Annotated in this window: 11 protein-coding genes; all 11 read right to left on the bottom strand. The window is 62.5% G+C overall.

Annotated features, from left to right (window positions below; all coding sequences use genetic code 11):
* Positions 1-12 precede the first annotated feature (12 nt).
* Positions 13-1,884 (bottom strand): D-arabinono-1,4-lactone oxidase, encoded by a 1,872-nt coding sequence (locus tag HU731_RS28005; protein WP_186606328.1) that lies wholly within the window; start codon positions 1,882-1,884, stop codon positions 13-15.
* A 125-nt stretch (positions 1,885-2,009) separates the two neighbouring features.
* Entirely contained in the window at positions 2,010-2,336 is a 327-nt protein-coding gene (locus tag HU731_RS28000) for a hypothetical protein (RefSeq protein ID WP_186606329.1), read from the bottom strand.
* Positions 2,337-2,802: 466 nt separating this feature from the next.
* Positions 2,803-4,143, bottom strand: a complete 1,341-nt coding sequence (locus HU731_RS27995; protein WP_186606330.1) for a c-type cytochrome — start codon at positions 4,141-4,143, stop codon at positions 2,803-2,805.
* A gap of 16 nt (positions 4,144-4,159) precedes the next feature.
* On the bottom strand, positions 4,160-6,397 hold the full coding sequence (locus tag HU731_RS27990) for a xanthine dehydrogenase family protein molybdopterin-binding subunit (RefSeq protein WP_186606331.1): 2,238 nt from the start codon (positions 6,395-6,397) through the stop codon (positions 4,160-4,162).
* Positions 6,397-6,855 (bottom strand): (2Fe-2S)-binding protein, encoded by a 459-nt coding sequence (locus HU731_RS27985; protein WP_186606332.1) that lies wholly within the window; start codon positions 6,853-6,855, stop codon positions 6,397-6,399. The genes HU731_RS27990 and HU731_RS27985 overlap by 1 nt, the downstream gene beginning before the upstream one ends.
* A gap of 691 nt (positions 6,856-7,546) precedes the next feature.
* Positions 7,547-8,302: an ABC transporter ATP-binding protein gene (locus tag HU731_RS27980; protein ID WP_186606333.1), complete on the bottom strand. Its 756-nt coding sequence runs from the start codon at positions 8,300-8,302 to the stop codon at positions 7,547-7,549.
* Positions 8,296-9,330 (bottom strand): FecCD family ABC transporter permease, encoded by a 1,035-nt coding sequence (locus HU731_RS27975; RefSeq protein ID WP_186606334.1) that lies wholly within the window; start codon positions 9,328-9,330, stop codon positions 8,296-8,298. The genes HU731_RS27980 and HU731_RS27975 overlap by 7 nt, the downstream gene beginning before the upstream one ends.
* Positions 9,327-10,466, bottom strand: a complete 1,140-nt coding sequence (locus tag HU731_RS27970) for an ABC transporter substrate-binding protein (protein WP_186606335.1) — start codon at positions 10,464-10,466, stop codon at positions 9,327-9,329. The genes HU731_RS27975 and HU731_RS27970 overlap by 4 nt, the downstream gene beginning before the upstream one ends.
* A 20-nt stretch (positions 10,467-10,486) precedes the next feature.
* Positions 10,487-12,850, bottom strand: coding sequence for a TonB-dependent receptor (locus tag HU731_RS27965; RefSeq protein WP_186606336.1), 2,364 nt, complete (start codon positions 12,848-12,850; stop codon positions 10,487-10,489).
* 100 nt (positions 12,851-12,950) lie between these two features.
* Positions 12,951-13,919, bottom strand: coding sequence for a FecR domain-containing protein (locus HU731_RS27960; protein ID WP_186606337.1), 969 nt, complete (start codon positions 13,917-13,919; stop codon positions 12,951-12,953).
* The gene (locus HU731_RS27955; RefSeq protein ID WP_186606338.1) at positions 13,920-14,435 is read right to left on the bottom strand and encodes a sigma-70 family RNA polymerase sigma factor; all 516 of its coding nucleotides are present in this window, start codon (positions 14,433-14,435) and stop codon (positions 13,920-13,922) included.
* Positions 14,436-14,444 lie beyond the last annotated feature (9 nt).

Genomic DNA, 14,444 nt, shown 5'->3' with positions numbered 1-14,444 from the left:
ACAACACCCCTGCTACGGCATGTCTCCCAGCAGCCTCGCGACAAAGTGGTTGTGGAATAGACCCGCTGGATCACAGGCCTTGCGAAAGGCGTTGAAGGCCGCAGTTCTCTCGCTGCGGCGCTGTGCAAGGTCCTTCAGGAATTCCGGGTTGAACGGCTCAGAGTAAGTGCCCGAGGGTTGAGCCGGGTTGTAAAAACCGAACATTTTGCCGGTGTGCGGCATGCCACCCAGGGCAACCCAGTCTCGTTCAATATCCGCAAAAAAGCGCAGGAGGCGATCCGGGTAGTCAGACGCCGCCACAGCGGGTACGTAACCGATAAGATCCAGGTTCACGAAGGTAGCGTCTGGGGTTTGCGTGTACGTCCCGGCCAACGCTGTGTCCCCACCACGGACGAGGCGGAACTCCAGCGGGGCAACCACCAGGAAGTCGCTGGTACTCTTGATCCGTGCCTTTACGGCGTCGAGTCCTTGCCAGGCTTTACTGAGGCCTTCGTCATCCAGAGCCGGGAGCTCGATAAAGTACGACATGAAAATAACGCGTGAGGCCTTGGTTAGCCACAAGTCTGAGTAGACCGCCGCGGCTTGATCAAAAAGCGTTTCGATCGTAAGGAACCCAGCGTCGATGATTGCACTCGCCGTTGTCGTGTTATTGCCATACTGGGCGGCGATGAGGGGCGGCTCGATGATGGGCTCAAACGGTATCAGGTAGGGTGCTCCGAATACATTCTCTCCCGCCAGGGCACAGGCATTCGGTACGCTTGTCTTCAGGTTGGGAACCTGGGTGGCAGGGGAAGCAACCACATCCCACCACAAGATCAGGAAATTGTCGGTGTAGGGATTGAGAAAGGATTCGACGCGGTCATGGTCCGTAAGCAGCGCCTTGAACCGGGCGATGAAGGTTGGCTCGTCAGCACAGACAACGTTGGTGTCTTTGCCTGCATTCAACGTGGTGGCCCATGGGCGGGGTAATACATCCAGAGTCACTGAAGTGACAACGCCCAACGCACCGAGGGAGACGCGTGCAAATTGCAAAGGCGACCATCCGTTGACTGCAGGCGTCTGTGCGTCAATGGTCCGCACCTGGCCGTCCGGCCCCATGAGGGTGAACGCCGAAGCGGTTTCGGCAAAAATCGGTGCGCGGATGGTTGCGCCGTGGACATCGACAGCGGTCATGCCCCCCAGGCTGAAGAAGCCGCCGGCGGTCGCAGTCTTGAGCATCAAATCATGGGCGGTCAGGAAGGCATCCAACTCATCCTCGCGCACACCCGTGTTCACGGTGATCGTATTTGGGGTGGTGCCTAGCACAATAGACTCATCCCCGTTCGGGCCCAAGTCTGAATAACAGGAGAGGTCGATGAGCCAGCGGTGGGGGTTTGGGGCGATGCGATTGTCTTCGGCAACCAGGGCCGGTTGAGCATGCCGCTGGCCCGACACACGTACGGTGGCGCCCGCCGCGCCGGCCTGGCGAACGATGTCTTGAAGCGCTGCGAGATGGGTTGGGGAGAAGTAGTATTGACCATCGATTTCCAGGGTGTCGACGATGTTCTGAGCCCAGTTTTTCCACGGTAGCGGCTGAACCTTGAAATTCAAGGTTGTTCCCGTGACTTCATAGGCGGCCAGCCTGCCGTTATTGGCCGACTGAACTAAAGGTTCTCCTTGATTTTGGATGCCTGCGACGGCGGACACATAAGGCGTGACGCCAATTGCATCTGCGGGAATACCGAGCAATGCAAGTGAGGGGCTGACCTTGTACACACCATTTTCGAAGTTGCCACTGTTCCAATCGCAGGTATGCCATTGGCCGGCCGAATCAAGCCACTGAATCGAAAAGTTCATGACAAAAATGCCGTTGTTAAGGCAACCAATGCGTTCGACTTGTTTCATGTTGGTGTCCTGTTACGTGGTTTTTAACGTCAGGTGAGTTGAGAGTAAAAAAGAAAGCCGGCGCCAACTTCCAACGGCAAGTCACGAAAAGTGGGGGCCGGATACCCCGTGGTAAAGAACTTGATTTATTCGATCAAGTTAATCGCAAAGCCGATGAGGGTTGTTCCTACCGCATCGTAGGTCGCGATCTGGCCGTTTGCGGCAAACCCCACAAACGGCGTGCCTTGGCCTGATGACCCGGCCAGTGCATGCCCATACACCGTGACGGCCAGCGCGTCTGAAGGCACGCCGATGGTTTCCAGATTCGGTGTGGTCCGAGACTGCGCCACCGGATAGTCACCGCTACTCCATTGGGACGTGTACCACTTGCCGTCGCTATTGAGCCATTGGACCTTGAAGTTAAACACGTAACCGCCTTTGTTATTGACGGTGATTTTTTGAATTTGTCTCATGGTTATCTCCTGCTGAAGCAATAATTTTATATGAGCACGCCTGCGCCCTTTTGCGTGGCGATAAGACGTGTTTATTAAGGGCGTGAATTGCACTGCTTAGAGGCAATGGGAGACGCAGAAATCAAATAGGTCGCCTCGCTCCCTATTTACTGATTACTGTCAAGTGAGTGAGCCTGTTTTCGCGCACTGACCTACAACAACGAGTAGATTGGATAATCCATTTATAACGTTCGATAACGTGGGCAGTTGGATCATATTTAGCGGGGGGTAGCCTCCGTGGCTGCTGGGTGATTCCTTTCTGATACTGAGGGGAGGTTAGTCGCGGTACCGATTGCTCGCCAGTGGGGCAGAAAACTATTTGGCTATATGCTCCATTTCGGAAATACCAGTCGTTTCGCTGCCTGTACTCAGAGGCAGTGCACCCCTTGGGCCTATCAACGGCCACAAGCGCTGCACCGCCTGGTCCTCAGCGCATATGCAAAATAATCGGGCTACTGCTCGCAGGGTCCGTATGCCCGCGCAACTTGCTAACGGCCTTCGCATCGACCGCGCCGCCGTGGTTGCCCCAGGTACCACGCACGTAGCTCAACACGTCGGCGATTTCCTGGTCGGACAATTGCTCACGAAATGCTGGCATGCGGTAGGCGTCCGGCATCCCGGCGGTGACCACACGTTGCGAGCCGTTGAGGGTGATGTTGATCGCCGAAGCATTTTCCGTGGCCAGGGCCGAGGTGGCGCCTGCCAGGGGTGGCATCCAGTCGGGTTGGCCTTTGCCGTCGAGGCCATGGCAGGAGGCACAGCGGGTGGCGTAGGTGTGGGCGCCGGGGGCATCCGAGCGCGCCGTGACTGCCTGATACTGCCAGGGGCTGCCGTCACGCTGTGGGTCGCCGGGCAGTGACTTCAGATAGCGAGCGATCGCGGCCAGGTCATCATCCTGCATGAACTGCGTGGAGTTGTTGAAGGCCTCGGTCATGGAGCCATAGACCACGGCATGCTGGTTGCGACCGGTCTTGAGGAACTGCACGATCTGTTCCTCACTCCAGCGGCCCAGGCCGGTGTTGTGGTCCTGGCGCAGGCTGGGGGCGTACCAGCCGTCGAGCAGGGCACCGGCCAGGAATGGCGCGCCGGATTCGTCCAGGGCTTTCTCGTTGAACGCCAAACCGCGTGGCGTGTGGCAACTGCCGCAGTGGCCGGGGCCTTGCACGATATACGCGCCGCGGTTCCACAGCGCATCCTGGCCGGGCTTGGCGGCATAGGTCGCGGTAGGCGCAAACACGCCGTTCCACAGGGCGATGGGCCAACGCAGGTTGAGCGGCCAGGGAATGCTGCTGGGCAGGTTGGGCTCATTGGCCGGTTGCACGCCTTTCATGAAAAACGCGTACAACGCCTGGATGTCGTCATCGCTGAGTTTGACGTAAGACGGGTAGGGCATGGCCGGGTAGAGCCGTCGCCCACCCGGTGCCACGCCGTGGCGTACCGCGCGGTCAAAATCGGCCAGGCTATAGGTGCCGATGCCATGCTCGCGGTCGGGGGTGATGTTGGTGGCGTGGATCGCTCCCAGCGGCGTGGCCATTTCCAGGCCGCCGGCGAAGGGCGTCTTGCCTGGCAGGCTGTGGCAGGCCACGCAGTCACTCACGCGGGCGACGTATTCGCCGCGGCTGACCAAGGCGGGGTCGAAACGGGTGGCCTGTTGCTGTTCAAAAGGCGAGGCAGGCTCGCGGGTGACATACCAGGCCAGCAGGCCGGCGGCGACCACGCAGGGCAGCACCAGCCACCCTGCGGTTCTTGCGAATCGGCGGTTATTCATGGGCATTCCCTGTCGGTTAGCTGAAGGTGTAGCGGCTCAAAGGCAGACTGCGGATGCGTTGGCCGGTCAATTGCGCCACGGCATTCGCCACGGCGGGGGCCACAGCTGGCAACGGCGGTTCGCCGATGCCACCCATCTTTTCGCCGCTCTCTACGATCTTCACGTGGACCTGCGCCATACGCGAAGGCGGCAGCACCGGATAAAGGTCGTAGTTGCGCGCCCGTGGCTTGCCATCCACGTACACCGCTTCCTCCAACAGGGTTTGCGACAGGCCCAAAGCCACGGCACCGTTGACCTGCGCCTCCACAATCGCCGGGTTGACGATGCTGCCCGGGTCAATCGCCTGCCAGATGTGATGAACCTTGACCTGGCCGTTCTCGATCGACACCTCGGCCACCACCGCCGCATGGGAGCCAAACGGCGAAGCCATGGCTACGCCGCGTGCACGGCGGGTGCCGTCTTCGGCGGTGTAAGGCCCACGCTTCCAGCCGCCAGACAGCTCGGCGGCCGCTTGCAGCAGGGTGGTCAGGCGCGGGTTGTCGCGCAGCAGGTGCAGGCGCAGTTCATAGGGGTCATGGCCGCCTTTGTCGGCCAGTTCGTCCAGGAACGCTTCGTAGAAAAAGTCATTGAGCGAGTTGCCCACCGAACGCCAGTAACCGAGCATGGCCGGGCCTTTGACGTAGATCTGCGCAATGCGTTTGTTGGGGATCGCGTAGCTCTTGCCCGACAAGCCTTCCAGGGCGGTAGGGTCGATGGCGTCGCCCTGTTTGCCAGCGATGGCTTCGGTGGGGCCTTCGGTGGCGCTTACCGCTTCGATGGCCACAGGCAGGCCTTTGTCATCCAGCGCGGCGCGGAACTTGACCACGGCGACCGGGCGCAATACATCGCGCACAAACTCTTCTTCACGGCTCCAGATCAGCTTGATCGGCCGGCCCACCGCCTTGGCCAGCGCGATGGCTTGCGGGTAAGGATTTGCCGAGTCATACAGGAAATGCCGGCCGAAAAAGCCGCCCAGCAGCGGTGAGTGCAGGGTGATTTGCTCGATGCTCAGGCCGGTGCGCTTGGCAATGTCGGCACGGAACATATCCGGCGCCTGGTTAGGCAGCCACACCTCCAGCGTGCCGTCGGGGTTAAAGCGTGCCAGGGCTGAAGGCGGTTCCAGCTGGGCATGGTTGAGGTACTGGTTGTGGTAGGTGGCTTCGACGCGGGTCTTGGCGTTGGCCAGTGCGCCGGGCACATCGCCTTCGTTTTCGTCATCGCGGGCCGGGCCTTGCTGGGCGGCGAGGAAGTCGCGGTACTTGTCGCTGGAAAAATCCGCCGGCATCGCCCGCACGGTGGAGTCGGCGGCGGCTTCAAGCCATTCTACCTGGATGGCTTCGACGGCCCGCTTGGCATGCCACCAACGTTCAGCTACCACGGCCACGGCGCCGGGCAGGGTGTGAACCGAGTGCACGCCTTGCATGGCTTGCACCTGCGCCTGGTTGCGCAGGCTGCCCACGGTCATGCCCAAACGCGGCGCGTGTTGGACCGCCGCGTGGAGCATGCCGTCGATTTTCAGGTCGATGGTGTACTGCGCCTTGCCGGTGGATTTGTCATAGGCATCCAGGCGCTTGACCGGTTTGCCGATCCAGCGGAACTGGCTCGGGTCGCGCAGGGTAATGCTGGCCGGGTCGGGCACCGGCATATCCAGGGCGCGCCCGGCCAGTTCGCCGTAGCCCAGGGAGCGGCCGGAAGCAGCGTGCACCACGCGACCGGGTTGGGTGGTCAACTCGCTGAGCGGTACACGCAGTTGCTCGGCGGCAGCTTGCATCAGCATCGCACGGGCGAGGGCGCCGAGGCGGCGCATGGTCGGGTAGCTCATGCGCACCGACATACTGCCGCCGGTGATGCGCATGCCATTTTCCATCACCACGTAGGCTTCGCCGGGTGGGGCCGCTTCGACGATGAACGTGGCCGGGTCGGCATCCAACTCTTCACCGACGATCTGCGCCATGGCGGTGTGGGTGCCTTGGCCGCCTTCCATGAAGGGGCTGAGCAAGCGCACGCTGCCGTCGGGGCGAATTTCCAGGAAGGCGGGCACTTGGGTGCCGCGTTCAGCGGCGGCAGCCGTCGCGGCTTGCACGCGGGAGGTGCCCAGCGGCAAGCCGAAGCCGATCACCAGCGCGCCCACGGCGGTGCTGGCCAGGAAGCGGCGACGGGACAGGTTGATCGGTTCGCCCAGGGCAACACCGGGAATGATCTCGTTAGTATTCATCAGGCGGTTTCCTTCCCGGCGGCCAAGGCGTCCATGGCGGCATGGATGGCGTTGTAGGTGCCGCAACGGCAGAGGTTGACCATCGCCGCGTTGATCTGATCCTTGGTCGGCGCGGGGGTGTGCTTGAGCAGCGCGGTGGCCGCCATCACCTGCCCGGACTGGCAGTAACCGCATTGCGCCACTTGGTGTTCGACCCAGGCCGCCACCACACGCTTGCCCACGTCATCGGCCTCCACGGCCTCGATGGTGGTGATCTCACGACCGACCACCCCAGCCACGGGCGTCACGCAGGCGCGCACCACGTTACCGTCCACCAGCACCGAACAGGCGCCACACTGGGCCAGGCCGCAGCCGTATTTGGTGCCGGTCATGCCCAGGTTATCGCGGATCACCCACAACAACGGGGTGTCGGCTTCGGCATCGACCTGATAGGCCTTTTGGTTGATACGTAATTCCATGCGGGCTCACCTGCTGATCATCGGTTGGTGGTGCTTTTTCTTATCAGGGACGTGCGCGGTGGCATGCCCTGGTGTCGCTCATGGGCGACGGGTTATGGCGGCGGGGTTGAGAACTGGTTTCATCTTGGCCACGCGCGCATGGTTGGACTCTAGACCACGGCGCAAGGGGTATCTATCCCGGCAGGCGATAAGTCGGAGGATCAGGCAAGTATTCGCGAGGATTGAGCGATAGAAGCAGTGGCTGATCCGAGATTTTGACTGAAGTGCGGTGATCTTCTGTGGGAGCTGGCTTGCCTGCGATGACGGCCTGACAGCCGACGCCTATCTACCTGACACCTCAACGATCCAACTGTGGGAGCGGGCTTGCTCGCGAAGGCGGCCTGACAGGCGACACAGTTGGATTGTGTACATATCCGTTATTTAGGTAACGGCCACTTAGGGTTCCGCCCTGACGGCGGCTCACTTTTGAACAGCGCAAAAGTAAGCAAAACGCTCTTGCCCCACCACTCGGCACCTCGCTTGGGCTCGGTGTGCCCGAACGCAGGCTTGAATCCGTGGGCCACGAATTCAAGCCTGCGTTCGGCCAGCGTGGTTTAACGGGGCGCCTGAGATCAAGATCAAAAGCAGATCACAAGCAGATCAAGAGCGGCTCGCTTCGCATCGTGGATACCCATGCTTTCGCATGGCCTATTCACACAACCCCATCAATCAAAATATGCGCCTGCCCGCGGCTGCAGCGCTCGATGCGTGCCTGCACCTGGTAAACCTCGCGCAGCATCGCTTCGTTGATCACCGCATGGCTCGGCCCGCTGCCCTGGGCTGTGCCGTCGGCGATGACCAGCACCTGGTCGGCAAAGCGCAGTGCCTGGTTCAGGTCATGCAGTGCGATAAACACTATCACCTCGCGCTTGCGCGCCAGAGCGCGCATGAAATCCAGTACTTGTACCTGACGATGCATATCGAGGGCGCTGGTGGGTTCGTCCATCAGCAGTACGTCGGGTTCACGCACCAACGTCTGGGCGATGGACACCAGCTGTTGTTGTCCGCCGCTGAGTTCGCCCAGGTTGCGAAAGGCCAGGCCGGTGATGCCCAGGGCACTGAGCATTTCGTCGACCAAGTTCAACTCGTTGTCTTGTACCACCCACCCCGGCGTCAGTTGTTTACGCGCCAGCAGTACTGATTCGTACACCGTCAACCGGGCGCTGGCGTTCAGCCCCTGGGGCATGTAGCTGATGGCCTGTGCGCCTTTTTGCGAGCCGTGCAGCAGCACCTCGCCCGGCCCGTCGAGCAGCCCGGCCATGCGCTTGAACAGGGTGGATTTGCCCGCAGCGTTGGGCCCGACCACCGCCACCACCTGGCCGCCGACAAAGGCTGCGGTGCTCACGCCACGGATGATGGTGCGCTGGCCGTAGCGGGCGCCGAGGTCTTTGAGTTGCAGGCTTACCATGAGTTTTTCTTCCCACCCAGGATCAGGGATATAAAGAACGGCACGCCGATCAGCGAGGTGACCACGCCTATCGGGAAAATCGCCCCCGGAATCAGGGTTTTGCTGACCACCGAACTGGCCGACAGGATCAACGCGCCGGTGAGCAGCGCGGCGGGCAGGAAGAAGCGCTGGTCCTCGCCAATCAACATGCGCGCGATGTGCGGACCAACCAGGCCGATAAAGCCGATGGTGCCGACAAAGGCGACCGGGAACGAGGCGAGCAGGCTGACCATGATCAGCGTTTGAAAGCGCAGGCTGCGCACGTTGATGCCGAAGCTGGCGGCCTTGTCGTCACCCAGGCGCAGGGCGGTCAGGGCCCAGGCGCGCTTGGCGAAAATCGGCAGGGTGATCAGGATGATCAGGCAGATCACCCCAAGCTTGGGCCAGGTGGCTTTGGTCAAACTGCCCATGGTCCAGAACACCACGGCCGCCACGGCTTGTTCGGTGGCGAAAAACTGCACCAGCGCCAGCAGCGCGTTGAAGGTGAAGACCAGGGCAATGCCCAGCAGCACAATGGTTTCGGCCGTCACCCCACGGCGCAGGCTCAGGAAGTGGATCAGCAGCGCCGAAAGCATCGCCATGATGAACGCGTTGACCGGCACCATGTACTGCGCCGCCAACGGAAACAGCGCCACACCGAACGCCAGGCCCATGGCCGCGCCGAAACTGGCAGCGGCAGAAATGCCTAGGGTGAAGGGGCTGGCCAGCGGGTTGTTGAGGATGGTCTGCATCTGCGCCCCGGCCAGTGAGAGCGCCGCGCCAACGGCGACCGCCATCAGTGCGACGGGCAGGCGGATGTCCCACATCACCACACGCACTTGCGGCGCGGCACTGTCGGGCGAGAACAGGGCGCCGAGCACTTCGCCCAGGCTGTAGCTGGCCGGGCCCAGCGCCAGGTCGAGCAGCACGCTGCACAGCAACAGCAACGCCAGGGCAACCAGAATCAGGCGTTTGCGTACCACCAGGCTGCGGTAGGTCGGGGCGCTCATGGCTTGAGGCTCACGAAATAACCCGGCTCGTAAGGCACGGGCAGGAAGCGTTCGTGCAGTTCTCGAAACGCGGCGTCCGGGTCCAGGTCGGCAAACAGGTCGGGGTGAAACCACTTGGCCAGTTGCTGGATCGCCACGAACTGATACGGGCTGTTGTAGAACTGATGCCAGATGGCGTGGAAGGCTTGCGGGCCCTGGGCCTTGATGCCGGCATAGGCGGGGCGCCGGGTGTACCACGCGAGTTTGGCCCGGGCCTGGGCCATGTCGGCACCCGGCCCCACGCCAACCCAATGCCCGCCGGGGGCAAACGCCTCCCAATTGGCGCTGGTGACAACGACCTGGTCGGGGTTGGCCACGATCACCTGTTCGGGGTTCAACTGGCCAAAGGTGGTGGGAATAATGGCTTTGGCGATGTTGTTGCCGCCGGCCATCTGCACGAACAGGCCGAAATTTTCATTGCCAAAACTCAGGCAGCAGTCATCGGTGTAGCCACCGATACGCTCGATAAACACGGACGGGCGCGCCGGTTGCTGCGCCGCAATCACGTCGGTCACGCGGCGGATCTGCTGGTTGCGAAACGCAATGAAATCCTCGGCCCGCTGTTCTTTGCCGAACAACTGGCCGAACAGGCGCATGGTCGGCTCGGTGTTGGTCATCGGCTGGTTGCGAAAGTCCACGTACACCACTGGGATGCCCAAGGCGTCGAGCTTCTCGATATAGCGCGCATCCTCGGTGGCATGCTGCGCCTCGATATTGAGGATGATTACGTCGGGGCGTTGCGAGATGGCCTGCTCGATATCGAAGGTGCCGTCTTCAAAGCCGCCGAAGGTGGGGATCTTGGCGATGGCGGGAAATTTGCGCAGGTAAGCGTTATAGGTGTCCGGGTCGGACTGGATCAGGTCCTTGCGCCAGCCAACGATCCGTTCAATCGGGTTTTGCGTGTCCAGCGCCGCCACCAGGTACAGCTGGCGGCCTTCACCAAGAATCACCCGCTGCACCGGCAGCTTGACCTTGACCTGGCGTCCAAGCAGATCGGTGACGGTGGTCAGCGCCGCCATGCTCGGCAGGCTAGCCCCCAACAACCCGGTGAACAGCAGCGCCGCTAAAACGTGGCAACGTCGAACAATGCAGATCATGAATCAAGCCCTTGCAGGTGTCAGAAATCGACCGTGGCCGAGAGGAGGAGGGTGCGCGGCGAGCCTTGGGAAAACGCGCCGTAGGAGGCGACGCCCGACCAGTACTCACGGTCGAACAGGTTTTGCACCGTGGCGCGCAAAATGGTCGGGCGGTCGGCGATACGCGTGCTGTAGCGTGCGCCGATGTCGAAGCGGGTCCACGCATCGAGCTGTTGGGTGTTGGCCTGGTTGACGTACTGGCTGGCGGTATAGATCGCCCCTGTGGTGAGCGTCAGGCCCTCGACCCACGAGATGTCCCATTCGGCCCACAGGTTGGCTTGCACGTCGGGCACGCCCACCGGTGTGTTGCCGCTGTTGGTGGCAATGGCTGTTTTGGTCAGTTGGGCATCCAGCAGGGTCACGCCACCGAGCAGGCGCGTGCCGTGGGCGACTTCGCCCAACACATTGAACTCCAGGCCACGGTTGCGCTGTTCGCCCTGTACCGAGAAGCGCCCGGCGGCCAACTCGCCGCTAGGCTTGTGGATCTGGAACAGCGCCAGGGTGGACATAAAGGTACCGTAGTCGACTTTGACCCCGACCTCATGCTGTTTAGACACGTAAGGTGCAAATACCTCACCGGCGTTCGCCGCGTTGGAAGGCGCCACGTCACCCTTGCTCAGGCCTTCGAGGTAGTTGTAGTAGAACGCCACATGCTCCCAGGGCTTGAGCACCGCGCCGAACAGCGGCGTGACCTTGGCGTCGTCGTAGGTGCTGGTAGCCACGCCGGCGCTGTTGTAGTTGCTGGACTGGATACGCTGTTGGCGCAGGCCGACGGTAACTTGCACGCGCTGGTCGAGCACCGACAACGTATCGGCGATGGCCACGCCGGACAGTTCGCTGGCTGAGACTTTCGGCGTGGCGGGTTTGGCGATCGCAGGCTTTGGCCGGTCCACCGGATGGTAGAGATTGGACAGCACCGGGGCCCCGGAAATAATCCCCCGCGACAGCTCGTCGCGATAACGGCTGACCTGCACGGTGCTGCTGTGGCTGATGGGCCCGGTCTCAAAGCGCAGCCGCGCACCGGCGTCGACCGTGTAGCGCTGCACGTTGAAACGGTAATAACCGGGGACTGACGACGTGTCGCCGGCAGCGTTGATGACGGTCGGCGTCTGGTCGGACATACGCGCCACTGCCGAGCTGCCGCCCCCGGCATGGGCGAACAGCGTGACGGCGTCGGTGAGGTCGTATTCGCCGCTGAGCAGGGCGGATTTATCTCGCGTGCGCGACCAGCCCCAGTCCTGGCTGACGTTGGTGCGGCCGTTGGCGGCGGAAGGGACGTCGACGCCGGAAGCAATCAGGAAGGGGCGCGAGGCCGCGTCGAGTTGCTCCTGCTGGGAGATCAGGTCGAGGCTGGTGCGCAGGCGTTCGCCCTGGTAGTCCAGGGACAGTGCGCCAATGCCGACATCGCGCGACTGCTGGTCGATCACCGTGTCACCGTTCTGCAGGCTACCGTTGAGGCGTACGCCGAAGCGGCGCTCGTCGCCAAAGCGTCGGCTGATATCGAGGTGGTTGCCGACCTGCGCGTCCTGGGTGTAGCTGGCGGTGTAGCGGGTCAGGTCTTCATCCAGGGAGCGCTTGGGCACCACGTTGATCACACCGCCTACCGCGCTGTTGGGCGACATGCCGTACAGCAGCGCACCGGGGCCTTTGACCACTTCGATACGCTCGGCGTAGTCGGTAAATACCCGGTAGTTGGAGGCCACGCCGTACACGCCGTCGAACGCCAGTTCTCCCAGGTTGCCTTCACCCACCGGAAAGCCGCGGATGAAGAACGAGTCGACAATCCCGCCCGTCTGCCCGGTGGAGCGCACCGAGGAATCACGCTCCAGCACATTGCCCACGGTGGTTGCCTGCTGGTCCTGGATCAGCGCGGCGGTGTAGGCGCTGACACTGAACGGCGCATCCATCACGTCGGTATTGCCCAGCATGCCCAGGCGTGCGCCGGTAGCTACCTGGCCGCCGGCATACAGCGGTGGCAGGTCGCTGGCGCGTGGCGCGGTGGCGCTGACGGTGATGTCCGAGAGCGTGACTTGGCCCGGCACCAGGGTGTAACTGCCGTCGCTGCGCTGCACCATGTCCAGGCCACTGCCGGCCAACAGCCGCGTGACGGCTTCCTGGGGCGAGTAACGGCCGGATAATCCCGGGCTGGTCAGGCCCTCGGTGAGTGCCGGGAGAAATGACAGCGCAATACCGGCGTCCACGGCAAAGCTCGACAGCGTGGCGCCGAGCGGGCCGGGGTCGATGTGGTAGGCGCGCACCGTCACTCTGTCCCATTGCGCCGGCACGTCCGCCAGGGCGGCACCGGCCAGGGCCAGGCTGAGCAGCGCGCTGCGAATCACAAGCATGGAGGGCAGCCCTATGGACGAAAGGGAAAAGGGGTTTGAGTGTTTGCCAGCCGAGCGCGAAAAAAGTATCAGCCGCGCCGCGTTTTTTTTTTGCGCCGCCTCAAGCCGGCGACAGGCTGACCCAATAGCCATTCAAATGGCCGCTGGCGCGCACCGGGTAGGTCTGCACCAGCATGTTCAAGGTGCGCTGGGTATCGGCGATGGGGAAGGCCCCGGAAATACGCAGGTTGGCAAGGGCCGGGTCATAGCGCACGAAGCCACGCCGATAGCGGGTCAGTTCCGCGACAAAGTCTGCCAGGCGCATGTTGTCGGCCATCAGCATGCCTTGGGTCCAGGCACTCACATGGCGGTCGGCGAGGGTGAGCGTGCCGAACTGTTGCGCAGAAAAATCCGTGCGTTGCCCGGCGTTGACGATCAAGGGTGCGCTCTGGCTATTGTCGGCCAGCATCACGTTGACCGCGCCCTCAAGCACCGCCAGATGCGTGCGCGCGCCCCGTTCGCGTACGGTAAAACGTGTGCCCAAGGCCTGCATATGGCCCTGGCGGGTGCTGACCAGAAACGGGCGGGATGCATCCTGTGCGGTCTGCACCAGCAGTTCGCCTTCGCGCAGGCTCACCAGGCGCTGCTGGTTGTCGAACTGCACGTCGATGGCGGTCTCGGTGTTGAGGGTCAGGCGCGAGCCGTCGGCCAGGGTCAGTTCGCGGCGCTCGCCGATGCGGGTGCGGTAATCGGCGCTCCATTGCTGGGACTGCGCCAGCTTCCAACTGCCCCAGCCCACCGGCATTACCGCCAGCAACAAGGCCAGTTTGCCAAGGGCTTCGCGGCGTTGCGGGTTGCTCGGGCGGTCCAGCGCCGACATCGCCAGGGACGGCGGCAGGCCACCGAGCTTGCTTTGCAGCAATTGCGCGCGCGCCCAGGCCCGGCGACGCTCGGGGCTGCTGACCTTCCAGCGCTCCCACTCGGCGCGTTCGCTGGCGCTCAGTTCGTTCTCGCTCAGGCGCATCAGCCACTCGGCGGCTTCTTCCAGGGCGTCGGTGGGCAGCGGTGGTTCCTTGCCCAGGCTGAGCACTTATTCCACCCGCATCAGGCACTGGACGAGTGCCTGTTTCATGTAGCGCTTGACGGTAATCAGTGACACGCCCAACTGCTCGGCGATGTCCTGGTATTTGAGGCCGTTGAGCTGCGACAGCAGGAACGCACGCTTGACCAGCGGCGGCAGGGCGTCGAGCATCGCGTCGATTTCGTGCAGGGTCTCCAGCACCATAAAGTGCGCTTCCGGCGACGGCACCTCGTGGGCTGGCACGCTGGCGAGTGCTTCGAGGTAGGCACGTTCCAGGGCCTTGCGCTGGTACCAGTTGACCAGAATGCCCTTGGCCACGCAGCTCAGGTAGGCGCGTGGCTGGTCGATCACGGTGACTTGTGAGGCCAGGATACGGGTGAAGGTGTCCTGGGCCAGGTCTGCCGCATCCATGGCATTGCCGAGTTTGCGTTTGAGTGTGGCGTACAGCCAGCTGTGATGGCCGCTGTACAGCGCCTCGATTGCGCGCAGGTGAGGGGTGTTATCGGCGGGAAGGCTTTCGCTCATGGCGCGCAA

Origin of the sequence: Pseudomonas salmasensis, from assembly GCF_014268375.2 — a bacterium.
GTDB lineage: Bacteria > Pseudomonadota > Gammaproteobacteria > Pseudomonadales > Pseudomonadaceae > Aquipseudomonas > Aquipseudomonas salmasensis.
Note: the sequence above shows the minus strand (reverse complement) of the source record. Positions and strands in the feature narration are given on the sequence as shown.

What these genes read in the sequence shown, in the direction of transcription:
- HU731_RS28005 (WP_186606328.1), bottom strand. Translation starts at nt 1,884, where the DNA reads ATGAAACAAGTCGAACGCATTGGTTGCCTTAACAACGGCATTTTTGTC.
- HU731_RS28000 (WP_186606329.1), bottom strand. Translation starts at nt 2,336, where the DNA reads ATGAGACAAATTCAAAAAATCACCGTCAATAACAAAGGCGGTTACGTG.
- HU731_RS27995 (WP_186606330.1), bottom strand. Translation starts at nt 4,143, where the DNA reads ATGAATAACCGCCGATTCGCAAGAACCGCAGGGTGGCTGGTGCTGCCC.
- HU731_RS27990 (WP_186606331.1), bottom strand. Translation starts at nt 6,397, where the DNA reads ATGAATACTAACGAGATCATTCCCGGTGTTGCCCTGGGCGAACCGATC.
- HU731_RS27985 (WP_186606332.1), bottom strand. Translation starts at nt 6,855, where the DNA reads ATGGAATTACGTATCAACCAAAAGGCCTATCAGGTCGATGCCGAAGCC.
- HU731_RS27980 (WP_186606333.1), bottom strand. Translation starts at nt 8,302, where the DNA reads ATGGTAAGCCTGCAACTCAAAGACCTCGGCGCCCGCTACGGCCAGCGC.
- HU731_RS27975 (WP_186606334.1), bottom strand. Translation starts at nt 9,330, where the DNA reads ATGAGCGCCCCGACCTACCGCAGCCTGGTGGTACGCAAACGCCTGATT.
- HU731_RS27970 (WP_186606335.1), bottom strand. Translation starts at nt 10,466, where the DNA reads ATGATCTGCATTGTTCGACGTTGCCACGTTTTAGCGGCGCTGCTGTTC.
- HU731_RS27965 (WP_186606336.1), bottom strand. Translation starts at nt 12,850, where the DNA reads ATGCTTGTGATTCGCAGCGCGCTGCTCAGCCTGGCCCTGGCCGGTGCC.
- HU731_RS27955 (WP_186606338.1), bottom strand. Translation starts at nt 14,435, where the DNA reads ATGAGCGAAAGCCTTCCCGCCGATAACACCCCTCACCTGCGCGCAATC.